Genomic DNA, 21,057 nt, shown 5'->3' with positions numbered 1-21,057 from the left:
GCGAGCAGATCATGTCTAAACCAGGATTATCCTTTTTGGATCGTAACCTGACGCTATGGATTTTTGTGGCCATGGCACTGGGTGTTGCGATTGGGGTGGTATTTCCACAAGCATCCGTCGCATTGGACGCAATGAGTGTAAATTCAGTCAACTTGCCAATTGCGATTGGTTTGATTTTGATGATGTATCCACCATTAGCCAAAGTAGATTATGCAGCTTTGCCCAAAGTATTTCAGGATAAAAAAACATTAGCGCTCTCTCTGATTCAGAACTGGCTGATTGCGCCAGTGCTGATGTTTGTATTGGCGATAGTCTTCTTGAGTGATTATCCAGAATACATGACAGGTCTGATTCTGATTGGCTTGGCGCGTTGTATTGCCATGGTACTGATCTGGAATGGACTGGCATGCGGGGACAATCAATACGGTGCTGCATTGGTCGCATTTAACAGCATTTTTCAGATTCTGTTCTTTAGCAGTTATGCCTGGTTCTTCCTGACCTATCTGCCGCCATTTTTTGGGATAGAAGGGAATGTCATCAATGTTGATTTCTGGACCATTGCCAATGCTGTCCTTATCTACTTGGGGATTCCATTCCTGATGGGCTTCCTGACGCGTCTATCTTTAGTGAAAGCCAAAGGTCTGGACTGGTATCAGAATCAGTTTCTACCCAAAATTGGTCCACTCAGCTTATTGGCCTTGTTATTCACCATTGTAGCCATGTTTAGCTTGAAAGGCGGTGATGTAGTGAGTTTGCCAATGGATGTGTTGCGGATTGCAATTCCATTGACGCTTTACTTTGTCGTGATGTTCTTTGTCAGCTTTTTCATGAGTAAGTGGATGGGGAATGACTATCCCAAAACCACCGCAATTTCATTTACCGCAGCAGGTAACAATTTTGAGTTAGCGTTGGCCGTTGCGATTGCTACCTTTGGTTTGGCTTCACCAATTGCCTTTACTACGATTATTGGCCCATTGGTTGAAGTGCCCGTGCTGATTGCACTGGTTAGCGTATCCTTGTGGCTGAAGAAAAAATATTATCCAAATTCTTAAGAGGCAAAGATGACACTCCCTAATCTTGAATCTGATCTTTTACCGACACCAACTTTTGCGGAAGTGCAGGCTAAAGAACTAAGTCACCCACCACGTATCTTATTGCTATATGGCTCAAACAGAGAGCGTTCATATAGCCGCCTAGCTGTGATGGAAGCTGGGCGAATTCTTGAGCGTTTTGGTTGTGAGGTTAAAATCTTTCATCCCAAAGGTTTACCTTTACCTGAAGATGGTGATCTGGAACATCCAAAGGTTAAAGAGCTGCATGAATTGTTGGCTTGGTCTGAAGGCATGGTTTGGTGTTCGCCTGAGCGGCATGGTTCGATGAGCTCAATCTTTAAAGCACAGATTGATTGGATTCCACTTGCTGCAGGAGCTATTCGTGCTACGCAGGGTAAAACATTGGCTTTGATGCAAGTGAGCGGTGGATCACAGTCATTTAACAGTGTAAACCAGATGCGAACTCTTGGGCGCTGGATGCGGATGATCACGATTCCAAATCAGTCTTCTGTTCCTAAAGCCTTTTTGGAGTTTGATGAGGAAGGACGGATGAAGCCTTCATCGCTATATGATCGTATTGTTGATGTAATGGAAGAGCTATACAAGTTTACTTTGCTGACTCGCGGTCAGAGTGCCTATTTGACCAACCGTTATACGGAGCGAAAAGAATCGGCTGAAGAACTGTCTAAACGAGTCAATCAGCGTAATCTTTAAAGCTGATTCGTCATGGTGTGAGCAGGGTAACGGATGGCTCGATCGTTTGTTTAATCGTAAGCATCCGCTGAGCCCCACTTTTCTAACTCATTAATACCACGATAGTGTCCAATAAATTTTAAGAGGACACTATCGGAGTGCTATTTGGTCAGAAAACAGGAGTTCACAGGATACGTGAAACGTTATTTTGATTGTATCAGATGATGTTGAATTGGCGGGTAACGATCTTAAGTACAACAGGTCATCTAATGTCTAGATTGTCTTTTTTGATGCTTTAATCATAATGGCTGTCAATAAATAAAGAGTTTAAACCTGAGAATTAGAGCAATCCTGCTTATTTTTCCTGAAATTTTAAATCAATTTGATATTCGTCCTGAGTCACTTTGATTTTATAGTCTTTATATTTACGTTTACTTGGTGAAAGGGCAGAGTTAGTGACTTCTTTATGGAATTCGCTGTCAGACATAAAAAAATAATACGCCTTATAGCCTAATAAGATCTTGTCAATTTTTTTATCTTTTTTCTCAGCATTACGAATGAGTTCATTTAAATAGTTTAAGCTGATTTTGTCTGACATTTATAAACTCGCAAAGAAAAGTTGCAATATCACATGAATTATAATCGATTTTTATTACAAATTGATGACAGTTGCATTTCGGGTACTTTGGGGTAGATGCTGCATTGAGTATTATTGAACTAAATGTTGTAGATCAAATCTAATTGGATAGATTTGGAGGAAAAACTATTAAAAAAGCTTTTAATGCTGAGTCTAAAGGTTTTTGATTTACAGCCTATAGTCCGAAAAACTGTCATTAATTATTCATGGTGATGTCATATACAAAAATTAGTCTAGTTGCAATTTTAACAAACATTTAAAAAACATGAAGACTTTAAAACCACATACCTTATGTCTCAGCTTGGCTTTGTTAGGCTGTTCATTTCCAAGCTATGCACAGCTGATGTTCAGTCAATATATTGACGGTTCTGCTAATCGTAAAGGTTTAGAAATTTATAATCCTGATAGTAGTACAGTCAATTTAGCTGATTATGAAATTCATCAATTTAGTAATGGATCGATCACCAAGTCTGCGACTTTTTCATTACAAGGCTCACTTGCGAGTAAAGCAAAGTATATTATTGGCCGCTCAGAATTACAGACCGAAATTGGTACTAAAGTCAATCAAGAGGCGGGGCTTTCATTTAATGGAGATGATGCTTTAGTTCTGCTCTATAAAGGTACGCCAATTGATCGTTTTGGTCGAGTGGGAGAAGACCCAGGTTCTGGTTGGGGGACGGCATTTACGAGTTACCAAAATAGTTTGTCACGTACTAAAAATTCAAATCCTGTAACTTCGATTGATCCTACAGCAACATTTGATTTAGACAGTGAGTGGTCTAAATGGTCTGATCGAAATGCATTCAATAGTAATTTGGGTGCAGTAAATACTGAGTCGCCATTGACTGAAGTAGTGTGTAGTACTGCAGATACTCCAATTGCAGACTTACAAACTGCTGCACTGAATCAACAATACGTTGTTCGCGGTATTATCACAGCTGACTATCGTTATCAAAATGGTTTTTCAGGGTTCTATATTCAAACCCCAGATAGCAAAGCCAAAACTGGATTAAGCAATGCGATCTTTGTTTACTTACCCGCAAGTAGTACTGTGACTGGCGGGAAAGTAGGTGAAGAAGTTATCTTTAAGGGGCGTCTAAGTGCTTATCAAAATCAGCTACAGCTCGATCAGCTAAGTAGTAATATCCAAACCTGTAATCAGCAGGCAGAAAGTCTGGTGAGTGCAACTCCTTTACAATTACCATTCACAAGTTTGACGGATGTACAAGGGAATACGCCTAAACGCTATCAAGGCATGTTGGTCAAGATACCGCAGACTTTAACCATCAGTGAAAATTATAATTATGGGCGATTTGGTGAACTTTCATTAAGTTTAGGGCGCTTGTATATTCCAACCAATTTATATCCTGCGAAATCTGCTGAAGCAGTCAATTTGGCCAAACAAAATTTATTATCAAAAATTATCTTGGATGATGGCTATAACAATCAAAATAGAACGCCATGGCTGCCGCAAAACTTCAGTGCAGTAAATACTTTAAGAAGTGGCGATCAATTGAAAAATGTCGAAGGGATTTTGGAATATCGCTTCAATGCATGGCGTATTCAGCCAATTTTAAATAAAACACAGCCTGAAATTATTAGAGAAACTAATTCAAGAGCACCAGTGTTAGCAAAAGATTCTGGGCAAATTCGTGCCGCTGCTTTTAACGTATTAAATTATGATAATGGAGCAGCACAAGGTTTCCCTACAGAACGTGGTGCAACGTCACAAGCTGAGTTCAATAAGCAGCATCAGAAAATTGTAAGCGCTTTAAAAGCAATTGATGCAGACGTTTATGGATTAATGGAAATCGCAAATAATGGATATGATGAGAAAAGTGCAGTCGCTTATCTCACCAAAGCTTTAGGTGCTGATTGGAAATATGTTATTCCACCCAAGATGACAACGTTAGGAACAGATGCGATTGCGGTTGCCATTATTTATAACAGCAAGCGTGTTAAGACCGTGGGCGATGCCGCAGTCTATGACGATCTGTCTCAAAAGAACAGAGTCACCATGGCGCAGACTTTCCAAGCTTTATCTGGCGGTAAGGTTTTTACTATGGTGCCAAATCATTTAAAATCTAAAGGAAGTTGCCCTAGTGATAAAACCTCTCTAGATGCTGACCAAGGGGATGGTCAAGGTTGTTGGAATTCTACGCGTTTAACTGCAGTTCAAAAATTGATGCAGTGGATTGCAACCAATCCAACCAAGGTCAATACCCCGAACTATTTACTGGTCGGTGATATGAATAGCTATGCAAAAGAGGATCCAATACTGGAATTGGAAAAAGCTAATTATAAAGTTTTGCTGAATGATGAAAAAATTGGTCAGGGTAAATCTGCGTACAGTTATATTTTTGGTGTCGCAAGTGATGCCAACGGCAATGGCGGTTCTGGGAACTTAGACCATGCAATTGCTGATGAAAACTTATATCCAATGGTGAAACGAGCATTTGCATGGCACATCAATGCGGATGAGCCGACAGCTGTGGACTATAACGAAGAATATAAAACAGCTGAGCAAATTTCAGCATTTTATAGCGATGACGCATTCCGTTCTTCCGATCATGATCCTGTAATTGTCGATATGGATTTAAATGATAAGAAAGAAAGCAATATGGATAAAGGCGAAACCAGTGGCGGCAGTATGGGCTTATGGTCAATGCTCACTTTAACGGGGTTAGTTTTAGCAACCACAATGCGCAGACGTAAATTTTGAGATAAATCAAGCACGGATAAATCTAAAAATTGATTAGATAATTGTGATCATAGGGGGAAATTTGTATTTCTCCCTATTTTATTGCGTCAAAAAATGAATATATCTTAATCAAATGCATGATTATTAAATAATTATAATCTAAACCATTTGTTATAAAAATAATGAGAAAAAAGTGAGGATGTCATGAGATTGAAACTGCAGGACGACATGATAAAGGTTTAAATGATGATCACATGGGGATAGCCGTGATTTTTAAAAATAAAACCAAGCATGTTTCGAGTTTGACCTGCGGTTTAGTCGTTTCTGGTCTATTTTTGGTTGGGTGTAATAATGATAGTCAAGACAATACCGACCTAAGTCCTGTCGCTCAACCCAAACCACTGGAAATTAATGTGCTGCACATAAATGACAGCCACTCACATTTAGATGAAGAAAGCATCAAATTAAAGCTTGAAACCTCGTCAGGTCAGCGCGAAGAGATCCAGGTTGCAAATGGTGGTTTTGCACGCGTGACAGCATTGATTAACCGTTTGGCGAGCACTGAGAAAAACCCAATCAAAATTCATTCAGGGGATGCCATTACGGGAGACCTTTACTTTACTTTAAAAGAAGGTGAAGCAGAGGCAGATCTCATGAACACAGTTTGTTTCGATACATTAACGCTAGGCAACCATGAGTTTGATAATACCGATGAAGGTTTAAATAAATTTATTGGGTTCTTAAATAACAAAGGTAATTGTACAAATAAAACCCAAGTCTTAAGTGCGAATGTCGAGTTTGGAAAAACATCAGCGCTCTACCAAACAGAACTTGTGAAGCCATATACCATTATTGAAAAAGAAGGGCAAAAAGTTGCATTGATCGGTTTATCTATTGCGGATAAAACTAAAAATGCCTCTCGACCAAATGCAGATACGATTTTTAAAGATGAATTAACAACTGCTCAAAAATATATCGATCAGCTCAAACAAGAAGGCATAAATAAAATTATTGTGCAGTCTCATTTAGGCTATGGAAAGGATAAAACCTTGGCTGCACAACTCTCTGGTGTGGACGTTATTGTGGGGGGCGACTCACATACCTTATTGGCAGATGCAAAGCTAAAGGATTATGGAATGAGCCCAGAAGGTGATTATCCAACTGTGGTGAAAAACAAAGATGGCGATCAAGTTTGTGTGGTACAAGCTTGGCAATACGCGTATGCAGTGGGGCAACTTAAAGTCAATTTTGATGCGAATGGTAAAGTTGAAGCCTGTACGGGCAAAGCCAATATTTTAATAGGCAATGAGTTTAAACGTACTGCTCAAAATGCGCCAGTATTGAGCAGTGCCGAGCTCAATGCTATTCATCAAGATATTGAGCGTAGTAATAGTTTGATCATGGTGCAACCTGACGCCACCGCTTTAAGCATTTTAGAACCTTATAAAGTTGCTAAAAACTTATTGGGTAAAGAAATTGTGGCTAAAGCTGAAGAAAATTTATGTTTGCGTCGTGTGCCAGGAACAACAAGAGACGCATCACGTTCTAGCTTAGGGGATATTTGTAATAAATCTGATTTTACCAATCTGCATGGTGGTGATGTGCAACAGCTCGTTGCGGAAGCTTTTTTGCAGCAGGGTAAAAAGTTTTTTGCCGCAGATATCTCTATCCAAAATGGGGGTGGGGTGAGAGTAGATTTGCCTCAAGGTGATATTAGTGTAGAGAAAATTTATACGGTATTGCCATTTAAAAATACGCTGGTGCAGTTAAAGGCGACGGGTCAAGAGATCAAAAATGTACTCGAGGATGCTATGGATGGTGTCGTGAATAAAAAAAATACGGGCAGCTATCCTTATGCGGGTGGTTTACAGTGGGATGTAGATTTATCCAAAAATAAAGGTGAGCGTGTATCAAACTTAAAAGTTCGCAATGCTCAAGGGCTATATGAAACTTTAAATCCAAACCAAACCTATCAAGTCATTACCATTAATTTCCTTGCAGATGGTCAAGACTTTTATGACAGTTTTAAACAGATTACGGGTGAACGTCGTGTGGAAGTCGGACTAGATTATGCTGAGGCATTTTTACAGTACGCAAAAAGCACTCAAGGACTCAAACGCTTGCCGACTGAGTTTTACAGTACTCAAAATTATAAAGAATAAATTGATTTCGCTCTTCCAAGTCAGCTAAAAATGGCTGACTTGGATCAAGTCTGAACTAATACATTTCAATTTAGCGATCTCTAAATCCATCTTGTAATTGGCGTGTTGAATCCGTTCATTGGATGGGTTGTATTGCTTCTGGACCTCATCAGAGAAAGGGGTTTCTTCACATAATACAAAGTACCTTTCCATCGGTGTTTTACCTTTCAAAGCTGAATGTGGTCTCATCCAGTTATAGTAATGCTGCCATTCGGCTAGCTTGTCTTGGATATCTTCAGATTTAATATCGACAGTAGCGTAGAACTCAGATTTATCAGTCTTTTGAGAACGCTCTACCTTGCCATTCAAATGAGGTGAACCTGGTTTATTTGGCCTAAATTTGATTCCATGCTGCATCAATTTTTTCTGTACTTTTTCAGCAAAAAATTCCCGCCCACGATCGGTCTGTATTCGCTGTATGGGAAAAGGCATTTCTTCAATTACGCAATCTAAAAAGTCGAGCGTATTCGCTGCTGTTCGGCGTTTATATATCCTTAAAACGCGATATCGTGTGCAGTCATCGATAGATGTGTACTGATATAGCCCAGGACCCAATTTACAGGTATCCATTTGAATTCTATCGCCTGGTAATGGGCGCTCATAACGAATGAAATCTACTTTACGATGGAATTTTTTAAATCGGTTTGACTTGATGGGTGGATAGTACTTTATGGATAGTCGCTAAGGACAATGAGACTCCGTGCAGCCTCATCAATTCTGTTTGCAAACGTCGAGCACCCAGATTTCTAGCCGAGCGCATTTCCAATATTAGGGAGGGAAACGCCACTTCCTGCCAACAGAGTCTGGAGGGAAACGCCAAGATGGTCGTAATCTCTTAAAAGAACTTAAAAAACAGGGCTATCAAGTTGTTGAAAATCGTAGTCAGCTGAACAGTTTAGATCCTGCAGATCAGCGCAAAATCATAGGCCTCTTTAATGACTCCCACTTAAATTACGATCTAGACCGTCAAAACAAACAGATAAATGAACCTAGCCTGAAGGAAATGACCTTAATAGCTTTACAGAAGCTTTCATCTAATACCAAGGGTTTTTTTCTGATGGTTGAAGGCGGGAGGATTGACCATGCATTGCATGATACCAATGCAAAACGAGCACTTCAGGATGTGATTGCGCTAGATGACACACTACAGGCAACCATTGATTTTCTGAAAATTAAAGATCCTCTGCTCGAAAATAGTTTAATTATCATCACTGCCGACCATGATCACACGCTCATGTTGAATGGCTATGTAGAGCGTACCGGCCCTTATCTGCCAAGACAGCAAACCAGTGTACTCGGACTTGTAAAAAACCAAAATGGATTAACACGAGACATTAATGGTAATCCCTATCCAGTCATTAGTTTTGGCAATGGGAAAAAGCGTCCAACTCTAAATCGAAATGATGATTCGGTAACTCAATTACGTGATGATGATGAATGTCGTCCTGTGATGAATACCTCATCCTATACATTTAGTTATACACCCTCCTATCAGGGATGGTGTACAGGTGCAGCTGCAGATGATTTTCAGCAGGAGGCCGTTATCCAAACTGGTTTTAAGGATTCTGAGACCCATGGTGGCACAGATGTTTTTCTAGGGGCAATAGGTCAAGGTTCAGATCAATTTTCAGGTAGTTTGGAAAATATTGACGTCTTTTTTCGACTTAATCAGATTATGGGATTTGAGAAATGAAATCTAAATTCAGTATGTTGTTGATTTCATTATGTGGCTGTACATCTGTAATGGCTGATCCACCATCTAATACTCCTGCAAAAAATATTATCTTTTTTCTTGGCGATGGGATGGGACCTACGACAGTAACCGCAAGTCGGATTTACGCAGTTGGTGAGGCTGGTAAGCTTACAATAGATCGCCTAAAACATAGTGCTCGCATTAAAACTTATTCTGAAGATGCACAAACTACAGATAGTGCTCCATCTATGGGTGCCTATATGACGGGCTTAAAAAACAAAAATGATGTGATTTCCATGCCTACAGGCACTCTCGCAAAAGAACCCAAAGATTTAAAACTTGCGAATGGTCAGAGTATTCATAACGCCATTAATTTATGCCAACCTCGAATACCTGAACAAACAGTTCCATCTCTTTTAGAGTTAGCAATACAACGAGGTAAAGCGGTTGGTGTGGTGACCACTGCAGAGTTAACCCATGCAACGCCTGCGGCAACCTATGCTCATATTTGTCATCGTGATGCAAAGTTTGATATTGCAGTACAGGCAGTACCAAATGGATTGGGGTATAACCCAAAACTTAAAGAGGGGATTCATGTACTCATGGGGGGTGGTCGTAACCATTGGACACCTTACCATGCTATCAACAATCCACAGGGCCGTGCTGATCAACGACATTTAATTCAGGAAATGCAAACTCAAAAGTATCAATATGTAGAAACAGCATCAGCCCTTCAGCAAGCTAATCCTAATCAAAAAATTCTGGGGCTATTTTCAGCGACGTCTCATCTGCATTATGACCTAGATCGAATCAACAAAAATATTGTGAAACAACCGAGTTTGTCTGAGATGACTTTAAAATCTATTCAAATGCTTGAAGCACAGTCTAAGGGACGTGGATGGTTTTTAATGGTGGAATCGGGACGTATTGATCATGCTTTGCATGCCAATAATGCCAAACGCGCATTACATGAAACTAAAGCTTTTGATGATGCCATTCATGCAGCTATACAGCAGGTAGATCTCAGTAATACCTTAATTGTGGTCACTGCAGACCATGATCATGTCATGACTTTTAATGGGTACAATGCGCTAACAGGAAAGACCACGCCAAATCAGCCAGGTATTTTAGGTTTAAATTATCACTATAAAATAACAACACAACCAGATGCATTAGCTAAAAAAATGGCAGATGGCAAACTACATGCTCCTTCACTTGACGTGAATGGTAATACCAATACCGTCTTAGTTTTTGGCAATGGTAAGCGGCAAAGAGAAAATATTAAGCAAAGTGTAACTGAATCTCAGGTATTTGATGATAATTACCAACAAGCTGTTGGTGTACAACTTAATCGGTCTGAAACACATGGGGGTGGTGATGTAATGTTATTTGCTGATGGGAAAAATGCTCATTTATTCAAAGGTACTCAGGATAATACCTGGGTCTTTCAACAAATAATCAAGGCGCTAGGGTTTACTGATCATGAATAATAAATGTAAATCCGTATTCAGTTTAGTGTTGATCATTTTATGGATCCCTGTGACTTCCGCACGCGCTGCTGAACATTTTCAAATTGATTATGAAAACCTACAGCAAGGTCATGATGGTATTACACGAATTGAACGATATTCAAATCTGATGATTCGTGATCAGGGCAACATTCTTATCAAACGTTTAAATAGATTGCCTAGTGACTCTTATAACGATATAGGCAAGCATCAACATTTTGATATTTCAAACATGTCCATCTGGGTAGCTAAGCAGCCTAGAACCAAGAATTTGACCATTCAATTAATTGACTTTGATGCAAATCAACGTATTCATCTTCATGAGATTAATCAGGAAATTTTGGGCTTTCGTAATTGTTGGGAGTGTTACTCCTCTCTTTTACCACAATCAACAACACCGAAGAACAATATAAAAAATGAGTACATTCATCTAGACTATGATAGTCAACGCGATATTGTTACAAATTATAAATCTACCCATCATAAAGGCTATAACTCTTTCCAAGTAAAGCCATTACCATCTCAAGAAATGGATTGGGACAAATTGTATAAACTTAATTTAAAACAGTATGATGACTTTAGTGATTGATCTGTTCAGAAAGCATATATATTTCTATATGTTCAAAAAACTGCAGCCTATAGTGTCGTACAACTCAGTATAGACAGAATCTGTTCACTCATCAGATTGAAATTGATTGAGTAAATCACCACGGATTTATGAGTCACTAGCGATATTCTTTGTACCGCTCATATCTTCAGTGTTACAGCATCTAATGAGTTTATTTTACAAATGATTTTAGATGCAATTGTGGATGGTATCTAGTACTAGGGATCAATACACCGATCAAGCCGATTAAATGCCCAATACAACTTGATAAGGTTTAAATCCTTCAAGTACAGCTTCAGAAACCAACTGGATAAATGCTTCAGTTTTTCCATCTACATCTGATGTGTAATCGCGAATTAAGTGATTTATCTGCAATATTCAATCCAATTCTTCAAGGTTGGCAGCAATACTATGGTCGATTCCATGGTTCAGCAATGTCAGCGATCTGGCAACACATGAATGCTTATCTTATACGCTGGATGAGGCGTAAGTATAAAAACTTGGCCCGTCATAAAAGACGGGCTAGATATGCCTTAGGGCGACTTGCGCGTGATTTTCCAAATGCCTTTGTGCACTGGAAAATGGGATGTTTACCATCGGTTGGATAATGGGAGCCGGATGAGCTGAGAGGTTCACGTCCGGTTCTGCGAGGGGCTAAGGGTGAGATTCCCTTGGTCTACTCACCCCTATATTCGTACCCATGAAGGATGGCTGTATCTCGCAGTGGTAATCGACCTGTTCTCACGACTTGTAGTTGGCTGGTCTATGAAATCCAGAATTACGACAGATCTGGTTTTAGATGCGTTATTAATGGCTCTATGGCGGAGAAAACCACAGAATAAAGTTCTGATTCACTCTGACCAAGGCAGTCAATATACGAGCCATGAATGGCAAACATTCCTTAAGCAGCACAATCTGGAATGTAGTATGAGTCGCAGAGGAAACTGTCATGATAATGCTGTTGCTGAGAGTTTCTTTCAGTTGTTAAAGCGAGAAAGAATTAAGAAGAAACTATATGCATCAAGAACTGAAGCTAGGTCTGATATCTTTGAATATATTGAGATGTTTTACAATCGAATCAGGCGTCATTCGCATCTCGATGGGATGAGTCCAGAAGCATTTGAGGCAGCTTCAAAATGAGGCTGTCTCATGTCTAGGATACTGAGAGCAGTCCAGTTATTCTATAATCTAAAAGTTTTATTCAACTCGGGGAAGATACAAAAATGAAAAAAATAGTTTTAGTTTGTGTGCTGGGAATGTTTGTAACTTATACAAATGCGCATTCGGGTGGTACAAATAAACAAGGTTGCCATACTAACAGCAAAACAGGTGATTACCACTGTCATTAAAGTCTACAAGAGGTCAAAAGACCTCTTTTTTATGAGTTGAAATAAAATAGTAATGTAATCATTAATGCAAAAGCCCCATACAAAGTATGAGGCTAACTTTAAAAATTAGTTTGTTAATACGGAGATTTCGGCAGTTGTATAGCCTCGCTCATAAAGGATACTGTGAATCGCATTTTTTATGCTTTGGCAGTTGGTTTTTTTAAACCTTTTAAAAAGTTCAAAGTCACAGTGATGACTTAAATTGAACTTTATTTCGAGCGCTTTTGAATCTGGAGTTGAATAAAGAGAAGTTAAAAACTTACGTATTCGGGGTCGCATATAAACTATTAACCAATAAATATGTACTCATCATATCAAGTCTATAAAAATTGAAAAGAGATTTTTTATCATGTCATTTTATTGATAGCGGCTGAGTAATGCTAAAAACTCTTTTAACTCTTCTTTATTAATCGCATCTTTATCTTTGATTACATGCTCTTTTAGATGTGCTTCAATCAATTGATTCATTAATCCATTCACAGCACCACGGACTGCAGCGACCTGTTGCAGTACTTCTATGCATGATTTGTTAGGGTCGGCCAAACTCTGCTCAACGGCGTTGATTTGTCCTTGAATACGCTTAACCCGATTTAAAATTTTTTTGTCTTGATACAAATGAGACATAGCATTTCTGTCCAAACTAAATATACTGTAGGGGAGTATTATTGATGGCATAAAAAAATGCAATATCTAAGTAATGTTAAAAGCAACCATACGCATCAATTCGATGAAGGAAATCCGCTAGCGCAGAAGAAAATTTTAATTGCGACAATCCTGACGGGCTTCATGATGGTCTTTGAAATTTTTGGAGGTTGGTTCTTTAATTCGATGGCTTTACTTGCAGATGGCTGGCACATGAGTTCACATATGCTGGCATTGGGCTTAGCATATTTCGCATACCGAATGGCACGTAAATATTCACAAGATCAGCGATTCTGTTTTGGTACATGGAAGATAGAAATTTTAGCTGGATACTCTAGTGCGATCTTACTCATGGTTGTGGCATTGTTTATGGGAATACAATCGGTGGAGCGCCTATTTAATCCCGTCAATATTCACTATAACGAAGCAATATCAATTGCAGTGATTGGTCTTGCTGTGAACTTTATTTGTGCTTGGTTACTACACGATAGTGGGCATCATCACCATCATCACCACGAACATGATCACCATCATGATCATGGACACCATCACCATGATGAAGATGGGCATCATGAACATGATTTAAACCAGAAAGCGGCTTTCTTACATGTCGTTGCAGATGCTGTGACTTCTGTATTAGCGATCATTGCATTATTTGCAGGTAAATTTTTTGGCTGGGATTTCTTAGATGCAGTTTTGGGTATTGTAGGTGCATTTCTAGTCGCACATTGGTCTTGGGGGCTTATTCGCGAGACAGGCAAAACTTTACTGGATGCTGAAATGGAACATCCAGTTGTTCAAGAAATTCAGGAAGTCATTGATGACTTAGATAGCCGAATCGTAATTACTGATATTCATGTATGGAAGGTAGGTAAAGGTAAGTTTTCTTGTATCTTGTCACTAGATGTAAGCAGTTTAAATATCACGGCAGATGAAGTCAGAAAAGCCTTATCTATTCATGAGGAAATTGTGCACGTTTCAGTAGAAATTAATACAAGTTCTAGACTCCAAGCTGCAGTATAAAAATAGATAAAAAGGAGCAGCTCATTTGAGCTGCTCTTTTTTATATGCTTAGTTTAATGATAAGCCCTAAAATTGCAGCAGCACCGATGACTCTTAATACACTTTGATTGAATTTAAAGAGAGCAATACAAGCGAGTATGGTTATTACTGCAGCTATGTAGTCAAATTGCCCCTCAAACCCTTTTGGCCATAGTACATGGTAAGCAAAGAAGAGGGCCAAATTAAGAATTACGCCGACAACGGCTGCGGTAATTGCTGTCAGTGGTGCAGTAAATTTGATTTGATTGTGAGTGGATTCGATTACGGGTGCTCCACCGAGAATAAACACAAACGAAAATAGGAAGGTGAACCAAGTAACAATTGTTGCTCCAAAAGCACCAGCTAAAAACTTATGTTCAGGCCCTAATAGGTCAAGGTTGTACCCGCCCATAAACCCAACGAAAGCAACGACCATAATGAGTGGGCCGGGTGTGCTTTCACCCAACGCTAAACCATCGATCATTTGGGTTGGTTTAAGCCACTCATAGAAGTTAACAGCACCTTGATATACATAAGGTAAAACCGCATAAGCTCCACCAAATGTCATTAAGGCTGCTTTAGTGAAAAACCAAGCCATTTGTGTATAAGCGTGAGACCAGCCATAAGCTACTGTCAGTAATGCTATAGGGAGACACCACAAAATAATTGCAACAACCAGCAATTTAATCAAGCGAGACCATTTGAAAATGGCATGTTCAGGTGTGGGCGTATCATCATCAATAATTGCTTTCCCGTAGTCTTTGAGACTTGATGCGTGAACATTGCTAGTGAATAATTTTGGGTCAAATTTACTTAAGAGATAACCACTTAAAGCAGCCAGCAGCACAATAAGGGGGAACGGAACATTAAAGGCAAAAATGAGAATAAATGCGGCACATGCAATAGCATACATATATTTATTCTTCAGTGACTTACTGCCAATACGATAGGTTGCATGAAAGACGATAGCGGTGACAGCAGGTTTAATGCCATAAAAAAGCCCTGCAATGACAGGTACATTTCCAAATTTTGCATAGACCCATGAAAGACCGATGAGAATAAAAAGGGAAGGTAAAATGAAAAATAGTCCGGCTATGATACCGCCTTTTGTTTTGTGCATTAGCCAGCCAATATAGGTTGTTAATTGTTGTGCTTCAGGCCCCGGAAGCAACATGCAGTAATTGAGCGCATGCATAAATCGCTTTTCAGAGATCCATTTTTTTTGTTCTACCAATTCTTGGTGCATGACAGAGATTTGGCCTGCAGGCCCGCCAAAGCTGATAAATCCGAGTTTTAACCAAAACAGTATGGCCTCTTTAAAGCTAACCTCTGGATTGAGCTCGAAATCGTTTTCTTGCAATTGATTCATGAATTCTCGCCTTTAAAATTGGTATATAGACCATCAAAAATGTGATTGGATAATTCCACCAACTGTTGATCAGCATGAATACTGCTTCTTAGTCCTTGTAATATTTTTTCTAGCCCAAGTGCTTCTGGTGGCTCATTTCCGCCAATATCTAGGTAATGGACAATTTCAGCGATTTTCAGGAGTGATTTATCGGCTAAATTAAAGCTGTGTAAAAGTACTTCGAATGACACAAGCTCACCAACATGGGTAAACGTTGCACCGTCAAAATCAAAACCATATGCATCTGCTGGACAATCTTTAATATCTTGTAGCCAAATAAAAGTAGGGTCTTTATCAATAAATTTTTGAATGAGCCACGTACAAGCTAAACGATCCACCCAAGGTCGTTTTCGCGTAGCCCAAGTTTTAGATTGGAAGTCATGAAGATTAAGAGAAGGTAGATCACTATTTATAGAAGAGGGCTCATTTGATTCCCCTAGGTGATGAATTTTAAGTTCGAGTTTTGATATCGCGTTTAAGGCTGTGTTTTGTAATTCATTAGGAAAGAAATCAATATCGATGAGAGATGAAAGTTGCTTTCTTAATTTTCTAATGCTTTTTAAATGTTCATTTTTTTGCTCAACATTCAGTGAACTCTCTATTTCATTCAGTTGTAGCAAAAATTCAGAGTATTCACTTTTTCTATTAAATAGTTGAATTAAGTCTAAATTATTGTTGCTAACGGAATCGAATAGATAGGCAATGCCATCGGCACTTTGATGTTCGTCAATAATGGGGTCAAAGCGCTGCTTTTGTTCATTAGGTAGAACATATACACCATCACGCAAAGTTGCTGCACCACAGCTTTTGATGGAACGCCAAATTCTCATTCGAGCAGAAGAGTTTTGTGTGGAAAGGCTAGAAATGAGGATGCTTATATTCATGTTATAAACTTTACAAGTTTTGTATAGGTTATAACAATTTATTTAATTGTGGTAATTTTTATACTGAATTTGTTATTCAGGAAATCTGATATATTGTTTGCTGATATACGTATGGATCATCACTATATCTAAGAAATTTTCGGGTAGTGTACAGATCTTTTTTGCGGTAGTTTTTACGGTAAATGTAGAAAAAGAATTAATGGAATTTATTAAAAATCAGTGTCTTGGATTGTGTTTATTGTGCGCGCTGAGCGCACCATCTCTCTATTTGACCTTGTCCGATGAAATCCTAAAACATTAAACATCATTAGATTAGGTTTAAACTCTCCCCATGTGTGTCCGATATCGTTTTAGGATGTCTTTATTTTTAAAGGTATATTTTACGGAATGTTTGATTCGGAATAAAAATATACCATAAAATTATGGCTAAATTTGTTATAAATCTGTCTGATAAGCATCTTAAAGCTCAGATCAGTAACCATAGAAAAGAATACGACAAAACATGAGTTAACCAGAATCGCGGATAAGAAATTGACTTCAAAAATAAGAGGAATAGAGTCATCAGTTGAGTTACCACACCAAAATCACAATTCTAGTCCTAATGTTGAATAGTACTGCATTATTCTGTATCGATGTTTGATACAAGTGTTCTCATTTCAATAATTTCAAAGCATTTTTCCCATAGTTGAAACAGGATAAAAGATATTTATTGAAAAGCTTGCCCTGTTACCAACGGATGATCCATCTCATCAATATGCATCAATTGGGAATGCATGCTTTACATTTAGCTTTAACGAAAGACCAGCATAGTTACTATTTATGGATTGATTTTACCACTCTTCCTGTTTGTAAAAATTAAAGGATTCAACGTCATAAATCATGAGACAGAATTGCGTCTCGCGGTAAAAGCTTAATGGGCATGTCGCTGACATTAAGGTGGTTGAGAAATTGGTCAGCATTATGGAAGCAAAACTGTATGGGGATCGAGGTTATATCAGTGAGGAACTGAAGAATAAACTAAAAGATCAAGATATTGATTTAATTACTTATCATCGAAAAAGCATGCAGTTTTCAGTGTCAGAGCTGTGGTCAGTTGTTTTATTGATCATTAGATCAAATAAGCAAATGAATATAGAGCAGGGAGATAGATTCTCCCTGTTTTAAACTAAATGAGTACAGATTAGATGTAACTCTTAAGTCGCAAAAATTACATTTGAGAGCATGGGGATAAATTTAAGAATTAATTCTGGGTTAATAAATTTGCTCGACATGCGTCCAGAATTTCATTAGACAAGCTGGAATCATCCAGACACGCCCTTGAAAGTACAATAGCACCTACAGATTCAGCGAGAATACTGATGGCTTTTTTTCGTTGTCCTTCAACATTGTCTTTTTGATTTTTTTGCAGATTGTCAGTAACAAATCTGATTAATTGCTCTATACCATTCTCAAACTCTATTTTCACTTCATCAGGTTGTCTAGCTGCATCACAGGACAAGGCAGTTAAAGAACACCCCTGATCTCGATGATCCCTGTGAGATCTAGAAACATAAAGATGAATAAACTGATCTAAGTCAATGTTATGAATACTATGCAGTAATTGCTGTACACCATGTTTGACCGTAATACTAACCAAATCGGTTTTTGAGTCGAAATGCTTATAAAAACCGCCATGAGTAAAGCCCGCACCTGACATCAAATCTGCAATCCCGATGCCGTCATAACCGTGGTTCCTAAAAAGCTGAGTCGCTTTTTCAATAATTTTTTTACGATTTTCTTGCACCTGAATTTTGCTTACTTTCATGGTTAAAACCCTTATGCATAACGTGATTTCTAAATAAATTATACATTGATTACGATTGACATCAAAATTTAAATATTTTAGATTATAAATAACATCAAAAAGAGCAATTCAAATGACTACACCATCAAAAGTACTCATTACAGGAGCCTCATCAGGCATTGGAGCTGTATATGCAGATCGATTTGCACAGCGTGGATATCATCTGATTCTGGTTGCACGTGATCTTCAGCGTTTAAACAATCTTGCCCAACAACTTATACAAACCTATCAGGTTGGGGTCGAAGTGATTCAGGCTGATTTAACACAAGATCAGGATATCAGCAGGGTTGAGCAGATACTTCAGCAAGATACTGGTATTGAGATTTTGGTCAATAATGCAGGGATGAGCCTGAATGGAGCATTCAGTCAACAGGATTTAAAAAATATAGAACAACTGCTTACTCTGAACATAATGGCTGTGGTTAGGTTAAGCCATGCAATCTCTCAACAATTTATCCAGAAGAAATCAGGAGCCATTATCAATCTTGGTTCAGTGGTCGGTCTTGCTCCTGAATTTGGTTTAACCTTATATGGTGGCAGTCCAAATGAAGCTGTCTCATGTCTAGGATACTGGGAGCAGTCCATATAGCTAATTAAAGAGGTGTTTTATGACTGGGAAATGATATATCGATAAGTTCAAGATTGAGGCTGTTAGACAAATAACTGAGAAAGGTTACAGCATTGCCGAGGTTGCTGATCGCCTTGGGACAACAACTCATATTCTTTATGCTTGGGTTAATAAATATGATGCTAAATCCAGTCAAATTGTATTAGCCCAGATTGAGCGAGTTGAAGAACTTGAAATCCTCAAAAGAACAAAGTATTAGGCTTAATTAAGCGTACTTAGCAATTCAGGAAAGCCGTTTAGGTTGTGATTCTACGGATTGATCTGTACCCATAACGATATAGATAACTTTAATCCCGTCTTGGGTAAATTCATATTTCGACAATTTAAAATGTAGGTTTTCATTGAAGAATTCCCACATGGCCATAATTGAAGGGAGTTGTGTACTAAGTTCTGTTTTCATGATGATTTCATTGTTGTAATGATGAATGAGGGCAAATATAACAATGATTAAAAATATGAAATATTGGTGAACTGTTGTTGAACTAATACAGTTCGCAACGAAATGTAGAGGTTGCATGAATTATGTGGGTGAATCATGAGCATAGCATTTGATTGTTTCTCCTATATATTTACTGCATCAGGCTAATTTATTGATGAACTCTGGATTTTCATGAGAGTAAGTGTTCATGGCATAAAAACGTAAAGTCTACACAGCTTCACGTACTGTATAAAATATCAACATTTTAGCTTTATCAATTTAAACTGATCACACGTAGATTCAAAAGGGTATGCCATCTTAAAGGAATAATACCCATGTCAGTCACTGAAAATGAATATGAAACACTCGATGTAAAAGCACAACTTTATATAAAAGACTGGGGACAGGGCGACCCTGTTATTTTAATTCATGGCTGGCCTTTATCCTCTGATAGCTGGGACTGGATTGCGATGAAAATTGTCGAAGCTGGCTATCGTGTCATTCATTATGATCGACGTGGTTTTGGGCGCTCTGAACAAACATGGTCTGGGTATCAATACGACACATTGGCAGACGATTTGCGCGGCATCATTGAAGACAAACAATTAACAGATGTTACGTTGGTTGGTTTTTCAATGGGAGGTGGAGAAATCGCGCGTTACTTAAGTCGCTATCAGGCACAAGATATTAAAAAAGTGGCTCTGATTTCATCCGTTGTACCCTTTCTATTAAAGACTGAAGATCATCCCGATGGTGTCGATGGGTCAGTTTTTCAGGAAATGATCGAAGGGTTATTGGCTGAACGTCCAAAGTTTTATAGCGATTTCTTTAAAGACTTTTATGGTGTTGGCTTACTCAAACATGCTGTTAGTGATGAGTTCCTTAAATGGAATACACAAGTTGCCATGCAGGCAAGCCTTAAAGCCACAGTAGATTGTGTTCGAGCCTTTGCCTATACTGATTTTAGACCAGATCTTGCTGCGTTCACCGTACCTTTATTGGTGATTCATGGAACTGCAGATAAAACAGTACCGATTGAAGTCAGTGCGCATGCGGTGAAAAAAGCGATACCAAATGCGACCCTGATTGAATATGAGGGAGAACCGCATGGCGTCTTAGCCACCCAACAGGAGCGGGTTGCACAGGATTTACTTCACTTTCTGGCAGATGACCAAACGCATTTAACGAATCCATTTTGATTTAAAGTTTAAGGAAAATGAGCCACGATATTATTTACAGTGATGCTTCATTTTCTGCATGAAAACTTATTTTGAAATGACTGACTATAAAATTAATGTATTAGACTTCTTTGATCAGTGTTAAAGCCTTTTTATCTTTCCCTCATAAGGAGAAATAAAAGGGATGTATGCAAGAAGTCTATTTCTATTAAGGATAAAGACTCATGATAGACGAAGAACAACCTTTAAATTTCGATGATGATAATGAACCTTTGGATTTTGAAGATGAAGAATTCATCGATGATAAAAAAGAAGATGAATTGTACAATGCAATTACCAAAGATGGTTCAAGTGTTGATCCAGCAGAGGATGGTGAACGTCATATTCGTCCAGAAGATGGTGATCCTATCGAAGTTGAAGAAGAGTAATGCCATAAAGAGCCCAATGAGTTGTTGGGCTCATTTAGAATCTAATTTGTATTATCCAAATACGCCATGACTTTCCTTGAAAGCTGATCTAACTCCATAAACTCATG

General features: G+C 38.5%; 15 protein-coding genes and 8 pseudogenes. 16 read left to right on the top strand and 7 right to left on the bottom strand.

From position 1 onward, the window contains the following. Window positions 1–11: 11 nt before the first annotated feature. Window positions 12–1,052, top strand: coding sequence for an ACR3 family arsenite efflux transporter (gene arsB, locus F944_RS06625; RefSeq protein WP_004988470.1), 1,041 nt, complete (start codon window positions 12–14; stop codon window positions 1,050–1,052). A 9-nt stretch (window positions 1,053–1,061) separates the two neighbouring features. Continuing rightward, window positions 1,062–1,766, top strand: coding sequence for an arsenical resistance protein ArsH (gene arsH / locus F944_RS06620; RefSeq protein ID WP_004988468.1), 705 nt, complete (start codon window positions 1,062–1,064; stop codon window positions 1,764–1,766). Between the two features lie 334 nt (window positions 1,767–2,100). On the opposite strand, the gene F944_RS06615 is transcribed toward arsH, so the two are convergent. Continuing rightward, window positions 2,101–2,343: a hypothetical protein gene (locus F944_RS06615; protein WP_004755870.1), complete on the bottom strand. Its 243-nt coding sequence runs from the start codon at window positions 2,341–2,343 to the stop codon at window positions 2,101–2,103. A 304-nt stretch (window positions 2,344–2,647) separates the two neighbouring features. On the opposite strand from F944_RS06615, the gene F944_RS06610 reads away from it, so the two are divergent. Next, window positions 2,648–5,104 carry an ExeM/NucH family extracellular endonuclease gene (locus F944_RS06610; protein ID WP_004988465.1) on the top strand — a complete coding sequence of 819 codons (2,457 nt, stop codon included), beginning with the start codon at window positions 2,648–2,650 and terminating at the stop codon, window positions 5,102–5,104. A gap of 233 nt (window positions 5,105–5,337) precedes the next feature. Beyond that, window positions 5,338–7,245: a bifunctional metallophosphatase/5'-nucleotidase gene (locus tag F944_RS06605; protein ID WP_004988464.1), complete on the top strand. Its 1,908-nt coding sequence runs from the start codon at window positions 5,338–5,340 to the stop codon at window positions 7,243–7,245. Between the two features lie 24 nt (window positions 7,246–7,269). On the opposite strand, the pseudogene F944_RS06600 reads toward F944_RS06605, so the two are convergent. Beyond that, window positions 7,270–8,059, bottom strand: a pseudogene (locus F944_RS06600) (integrase core domain-containing protein); the annotation flags it as partial. On the opposite strand from F944_RS06600, the pseudogene F944_RS06595 reads away from it, so the two are divergent. The 3 genes and pseudogenes from F944_RS06595 to F944_RS06585 form a co-directional block, all read left to right on the top strand. Then, window positions 8,057–8,977: pseudogene (locus tag F944_RS06595) on the top strand (alkaline phosphatase); the annotation flags it as partial. The pseudogenes F944_RS06600 and F944_RS06595 overlap by 3 nt on opposite strands. Then, the gene (locus F944_RS06590) at window positions 8,974–10,467 is read left to right on the top strand and encodes an alkaline phosphatase (protein ID WP_004988458.1); all 1,494 of its coding nucleotides are present in this window, start codon (window positions 8,974–8,976) and stop codon (window positions 10,465–10,467) included. The pseudogene F944_RS06595 and the gene F944_RS06590, both read left to right, overlap by 4 nt. Further along, entirely contained in the window at window positions 10,460–11,074 is a 615-nt protein-coding gene (locus tag F944_RS06585; protein ID WP_004988456.1) for a hypothetical protein, read from the top strand. The genes F944_RS06590 and F944_RS06585 overlap by 8 nt, the downstream gene beginning before the upstream one ends. 264 nt (window positions 11,075–11,338) lie before the next feature. Here F944_RS06585 and F944_RS16725 read toward each other — a convergent pair. Beyond that, a pseudogene (locus tag F944_RS16725) lies at window positions 11,339–11,422 on the bottom strand (Fic family protein); the annotation flags it as partial. Between F944_RS16725 and F944_RS16720 the strand changes: the two are divergent. From F944_RS16720 to F944_RS16950, 3 genes and pseudogenes are all read left to right on the top strand, one after another. Beyond that, window positions 11,419–11,700: pseudogene (locus F944_RS16720) on the top strand (group II intron maturase-specific domain-containing protein); the annotation flags it as partial. The pseudogenes F944_RS16725 and F944_RS16720 sit on opposite strands and share 4 nt — an antisense overlap. A 79-nt stretch (window positions 11,701–11,779) precedes the next feature. Continuing rightward, window positions 11,780–12,232 (top strand): annotated as a pseudogene (locus tag F944_RS06580) (IS3 family transposase); the annotation flags it as partial. A gap of 83 nt (window positions 12,233–12,315) precedes the next feature. Next, entirely contained in the window at window positions 12,316–12,441 is a 126-nt protein-coding gene (locus F944_RS16950; protein ID WP_004644597.1) for a YHYH domain-containing protein, read from the top strand. A 396-nt stretch (window positions 12,442–12,837) separates the two neighbouring features. Here F944_RS16950 and F944_RS06575 read toward each other — a convergent pair whose 3' ends face one another. Then, window positions 12,838–13,104: a metal/formaldehyde-sensitive transcriptional repressor gene (locus tag F944_RS06575; protein WP_004988454.1), complete on the bottom strand. Its 267-nt coding sequence runs from the start codon at window positions 13,102–13,104 to the stop codon at window positions 12,838–12,840. 57 nt (window positions 13,105–13,161) lie between these two features. On the opposite strand from F944_RS06575, the gene dmeF reads away from it, so the two are divergent. Continuing rightward, complete coding sequence (gene dmeF, locus F944_RS06570; protein ID WP_004988453.1) at window positions 13,162–14,145, top strand: CDF family Co(II)/Ni(II) efflux transporter DmeF; 984 nt, start codon at window positions 13,162–13,164, stop codon at window positions 14,143–14,145. 40 nt (window positions 14,146–14,185) lie between these two features. Here dmeF and chrA read toward each other — a convergent pair whose 3' ends face one another. Together chrA and F944_RS06560 are read right to left on the bottom strand one after the other, a co-directional pair. Next, a complete protein-coding gene (gene chrA, locus F944_RS06565) occupies window positions 14,186–15,532 on the bottom strand; it encodes a chromate efflux transporter (RefSeq protein WP_004988452.1) in 1,347 nt (448 codons plus the stop codon). Beyond that, window positions 15,529–16,455, bottom strand: coding sequence for a chromate resistance protein ChrB domain-containing protein (locus F944_RS06560; RefSeq protein ID WP_002123395.1), 927 nt, complete (start codon window positions 16,453–16,455; stop codon window positions 15,529–15,531). The genes chrA and F944_RS06560 overlap by 4 nt, the downstream gene beginning before the upstream one ends. A gap of 640 nt (window positions 16,456–17,095) precedes the next feature. Here F944_RS06560 and F944_RS16715 point away from each other — a divergent pair. Next, window positions 17,096–17,523 (top strand): annotated as a pseudogene (locus F944_RS16715) (transposase); the annotation flags it as partial. 172 nt (window positions 17,524–17,695) lie between these two features. Here the strand turns inward: F944_RS16715 and F944_RS06550 are convergent. Continuing rightward, window positions 17,696–18,259: a TetR/AcrR family transcriptional regulator gene (locus tag F944_RS06550; protein ID WP_004988450.1), complete on the bottom strand. Its 564-nt coding sequence runs from the start codon at window positions 18,257–18,259 to the stop codon at window positions 17,696–17,698. Window positions 18,260–18,371: 112 nt separating this feature from the next. Here F944_RS06550 and F944_RS06545 point away from each other — a divergent pair. The 4 genes and pseudogenes from F944_RS06545 to F944_RS06535 all read left to right on the top strand — a co-directional run. Continuing rightward, window positions 18,372–18,839 (top strand): annotated as a pseudogene (locus F944_RS06545) (SDR family NAD(P)-dependent oxidoreductase); the annotation flags it as partial. A gap of 85 nt (window positions 18,840–18,924) precedes the next feature. After that, window positions 18,925–19,042, top strand: a pseudogene (locus tag F944_RS17455) (transposase); the annotation flags it as partial. Window positions 19,043–19,679: 637 nt separating this feature from the next. Next, the gene (locus F944_RS06540; RefSeq protein WP_004988445.1) at window positions 19,680–20,543 is read left to right on the top strand and encodes an alpha/beta fold hydrolase; all 864 of its coding nucleotides are present in this window, start codon (window positions 19,680–19,682) and stop codon (window positions 20,541–20,543) included. 203 nt (window positions 20,544–20,746) lie between these two features. Further along, window positions 20,747–20,950, top strand: coding sequence for a hypothetical protein (locus F944_RS06535; protein WP_004988443.1), 204 nt, complete (start codon window positions 20,747–20,749; stop codon window positions 20,948–20,950). Window positions 20,951–21,057 lie beyond the last annotated feature (107 nt).

Origin of the sequence: Acinetobacter ursingii DSM 16037 = CIP 107286, from assembly GCF_000368825.1 — a bacterium.
GTDB lineage: Bacteria > Pseudomonadota > Gammaproteobacteria > Pseudomonadales > Moraxellaceae > Acinetobacter > Acinetobacter ursingii.
The sequence above is the reverse complement of the archived record's forward strand: the minus strand, read 5'-3'. Positions and strand labels throughout refer to the sequence as shown.

Excerpts from the sequence above, each read along its gene's own strand:
- arsB (WP_004988470.1), top strand. The coding sequence starts at position 12 with ATGTCTAAACCAGGATTATCCTTTTTGGATCGTAACCTGACGCTATGG.
- arsH (WP_004988468.1), top strand. The coding sequence starts at position 1,062 with ATGACACTCCCTAATCTTGAATCTGATCTTTTACCGACACCAACTTTT.
- F944_RS06615 (WP_004755870.1), bottom strand. The coding sequence starts at position 2,343 with ATGTCAGACAAAATCAGCTTAAACTATTTAAATGAACTCATTCGTAAT.
- F944_RS06610 (WP_004988465.1), top strand. The coding sequence starts at position 2,648 with ATGAAGACTTTAAAACCACATACCTTATGTCTCAGCTTGGCTTTGTTA.
- F944_RS06605 (WP_004988464.1), top strand. The coding sequence starts at position 5,338 with ATGGGGATAGCCGTGATTTTTAAAAATAAAACCAAGCATGTTTCGAGT.
- F944_RS06590 (WP_004988458.1), top strand. The coding sequence starts at position 8,974 with ATGAAATCTAAATTCAGTATGTTGTTGATTTCATTATGTGGCTGTACA.
- F944_RS06585 (WP_004988456.1), top strand. The coding sequence starts at position 10,460 with ATGAATAATAAATGTAAATCCGTATTCAGTTTAGTGTTGATCATTTTA.
- F944_RS16950 (WP_004644597.1), top strand. The coding sequence starts at position 12,316 with ATGAAAAAAATAGTTTTAGTTTGTGTGCTGGGAATGTTTGTAACTTAT.
- F944_RS06575 (WP_004988454.1), bottom strand. The coding sequence starts at position 13,104 with ATGTCTCATTTGTATCAAGACAAAAAAATTTTAAATCGGGTTAAGCGT.
- dmeF (WP_004988453.1), top strand. The coding sequence starts at position 13,162 with ATGCAATATCTAAGTAATGTTAAAAGCAACCATACGCATCAATTCGAT.
- chrA (WP_004988452.1), bottom strand. The coding sequence starts at position 15,532 with ATGAATCAATTGCAAGAAAACGATTTCGAGCTCAATCCAGAGGTTAGC.
- F944_RS06560 (WP_002123395.1), bottom strand. The coding sequence starts at position 16,455 with ATGAATATAAGCATCCTCATTTCTAGCCTTTCCACACAAAACTCTTCT.
- F944_RS06550 (WP_004988450.1), bottom strand. The coding sequence starts at position 18,259 with ATGAAAGTAAGCAAAATTCAGGTGCAAGAAAATCGTAAAAAAATTATT.
- F944_RS06540 (WP_004988445.1), top strand. The coding sequence starts at position 19,680 with ATGTCAGTCACTGAAAATGAATATGAAACACTCGATGTAAAAGCACAA.
- F944_RS06535 (WP_004988443.1), top strand. The coding sequence starts at position 20,747 with ATGATAGACGAAGAACAACCTTTAAATTTCGATGATGATAATGAACCT.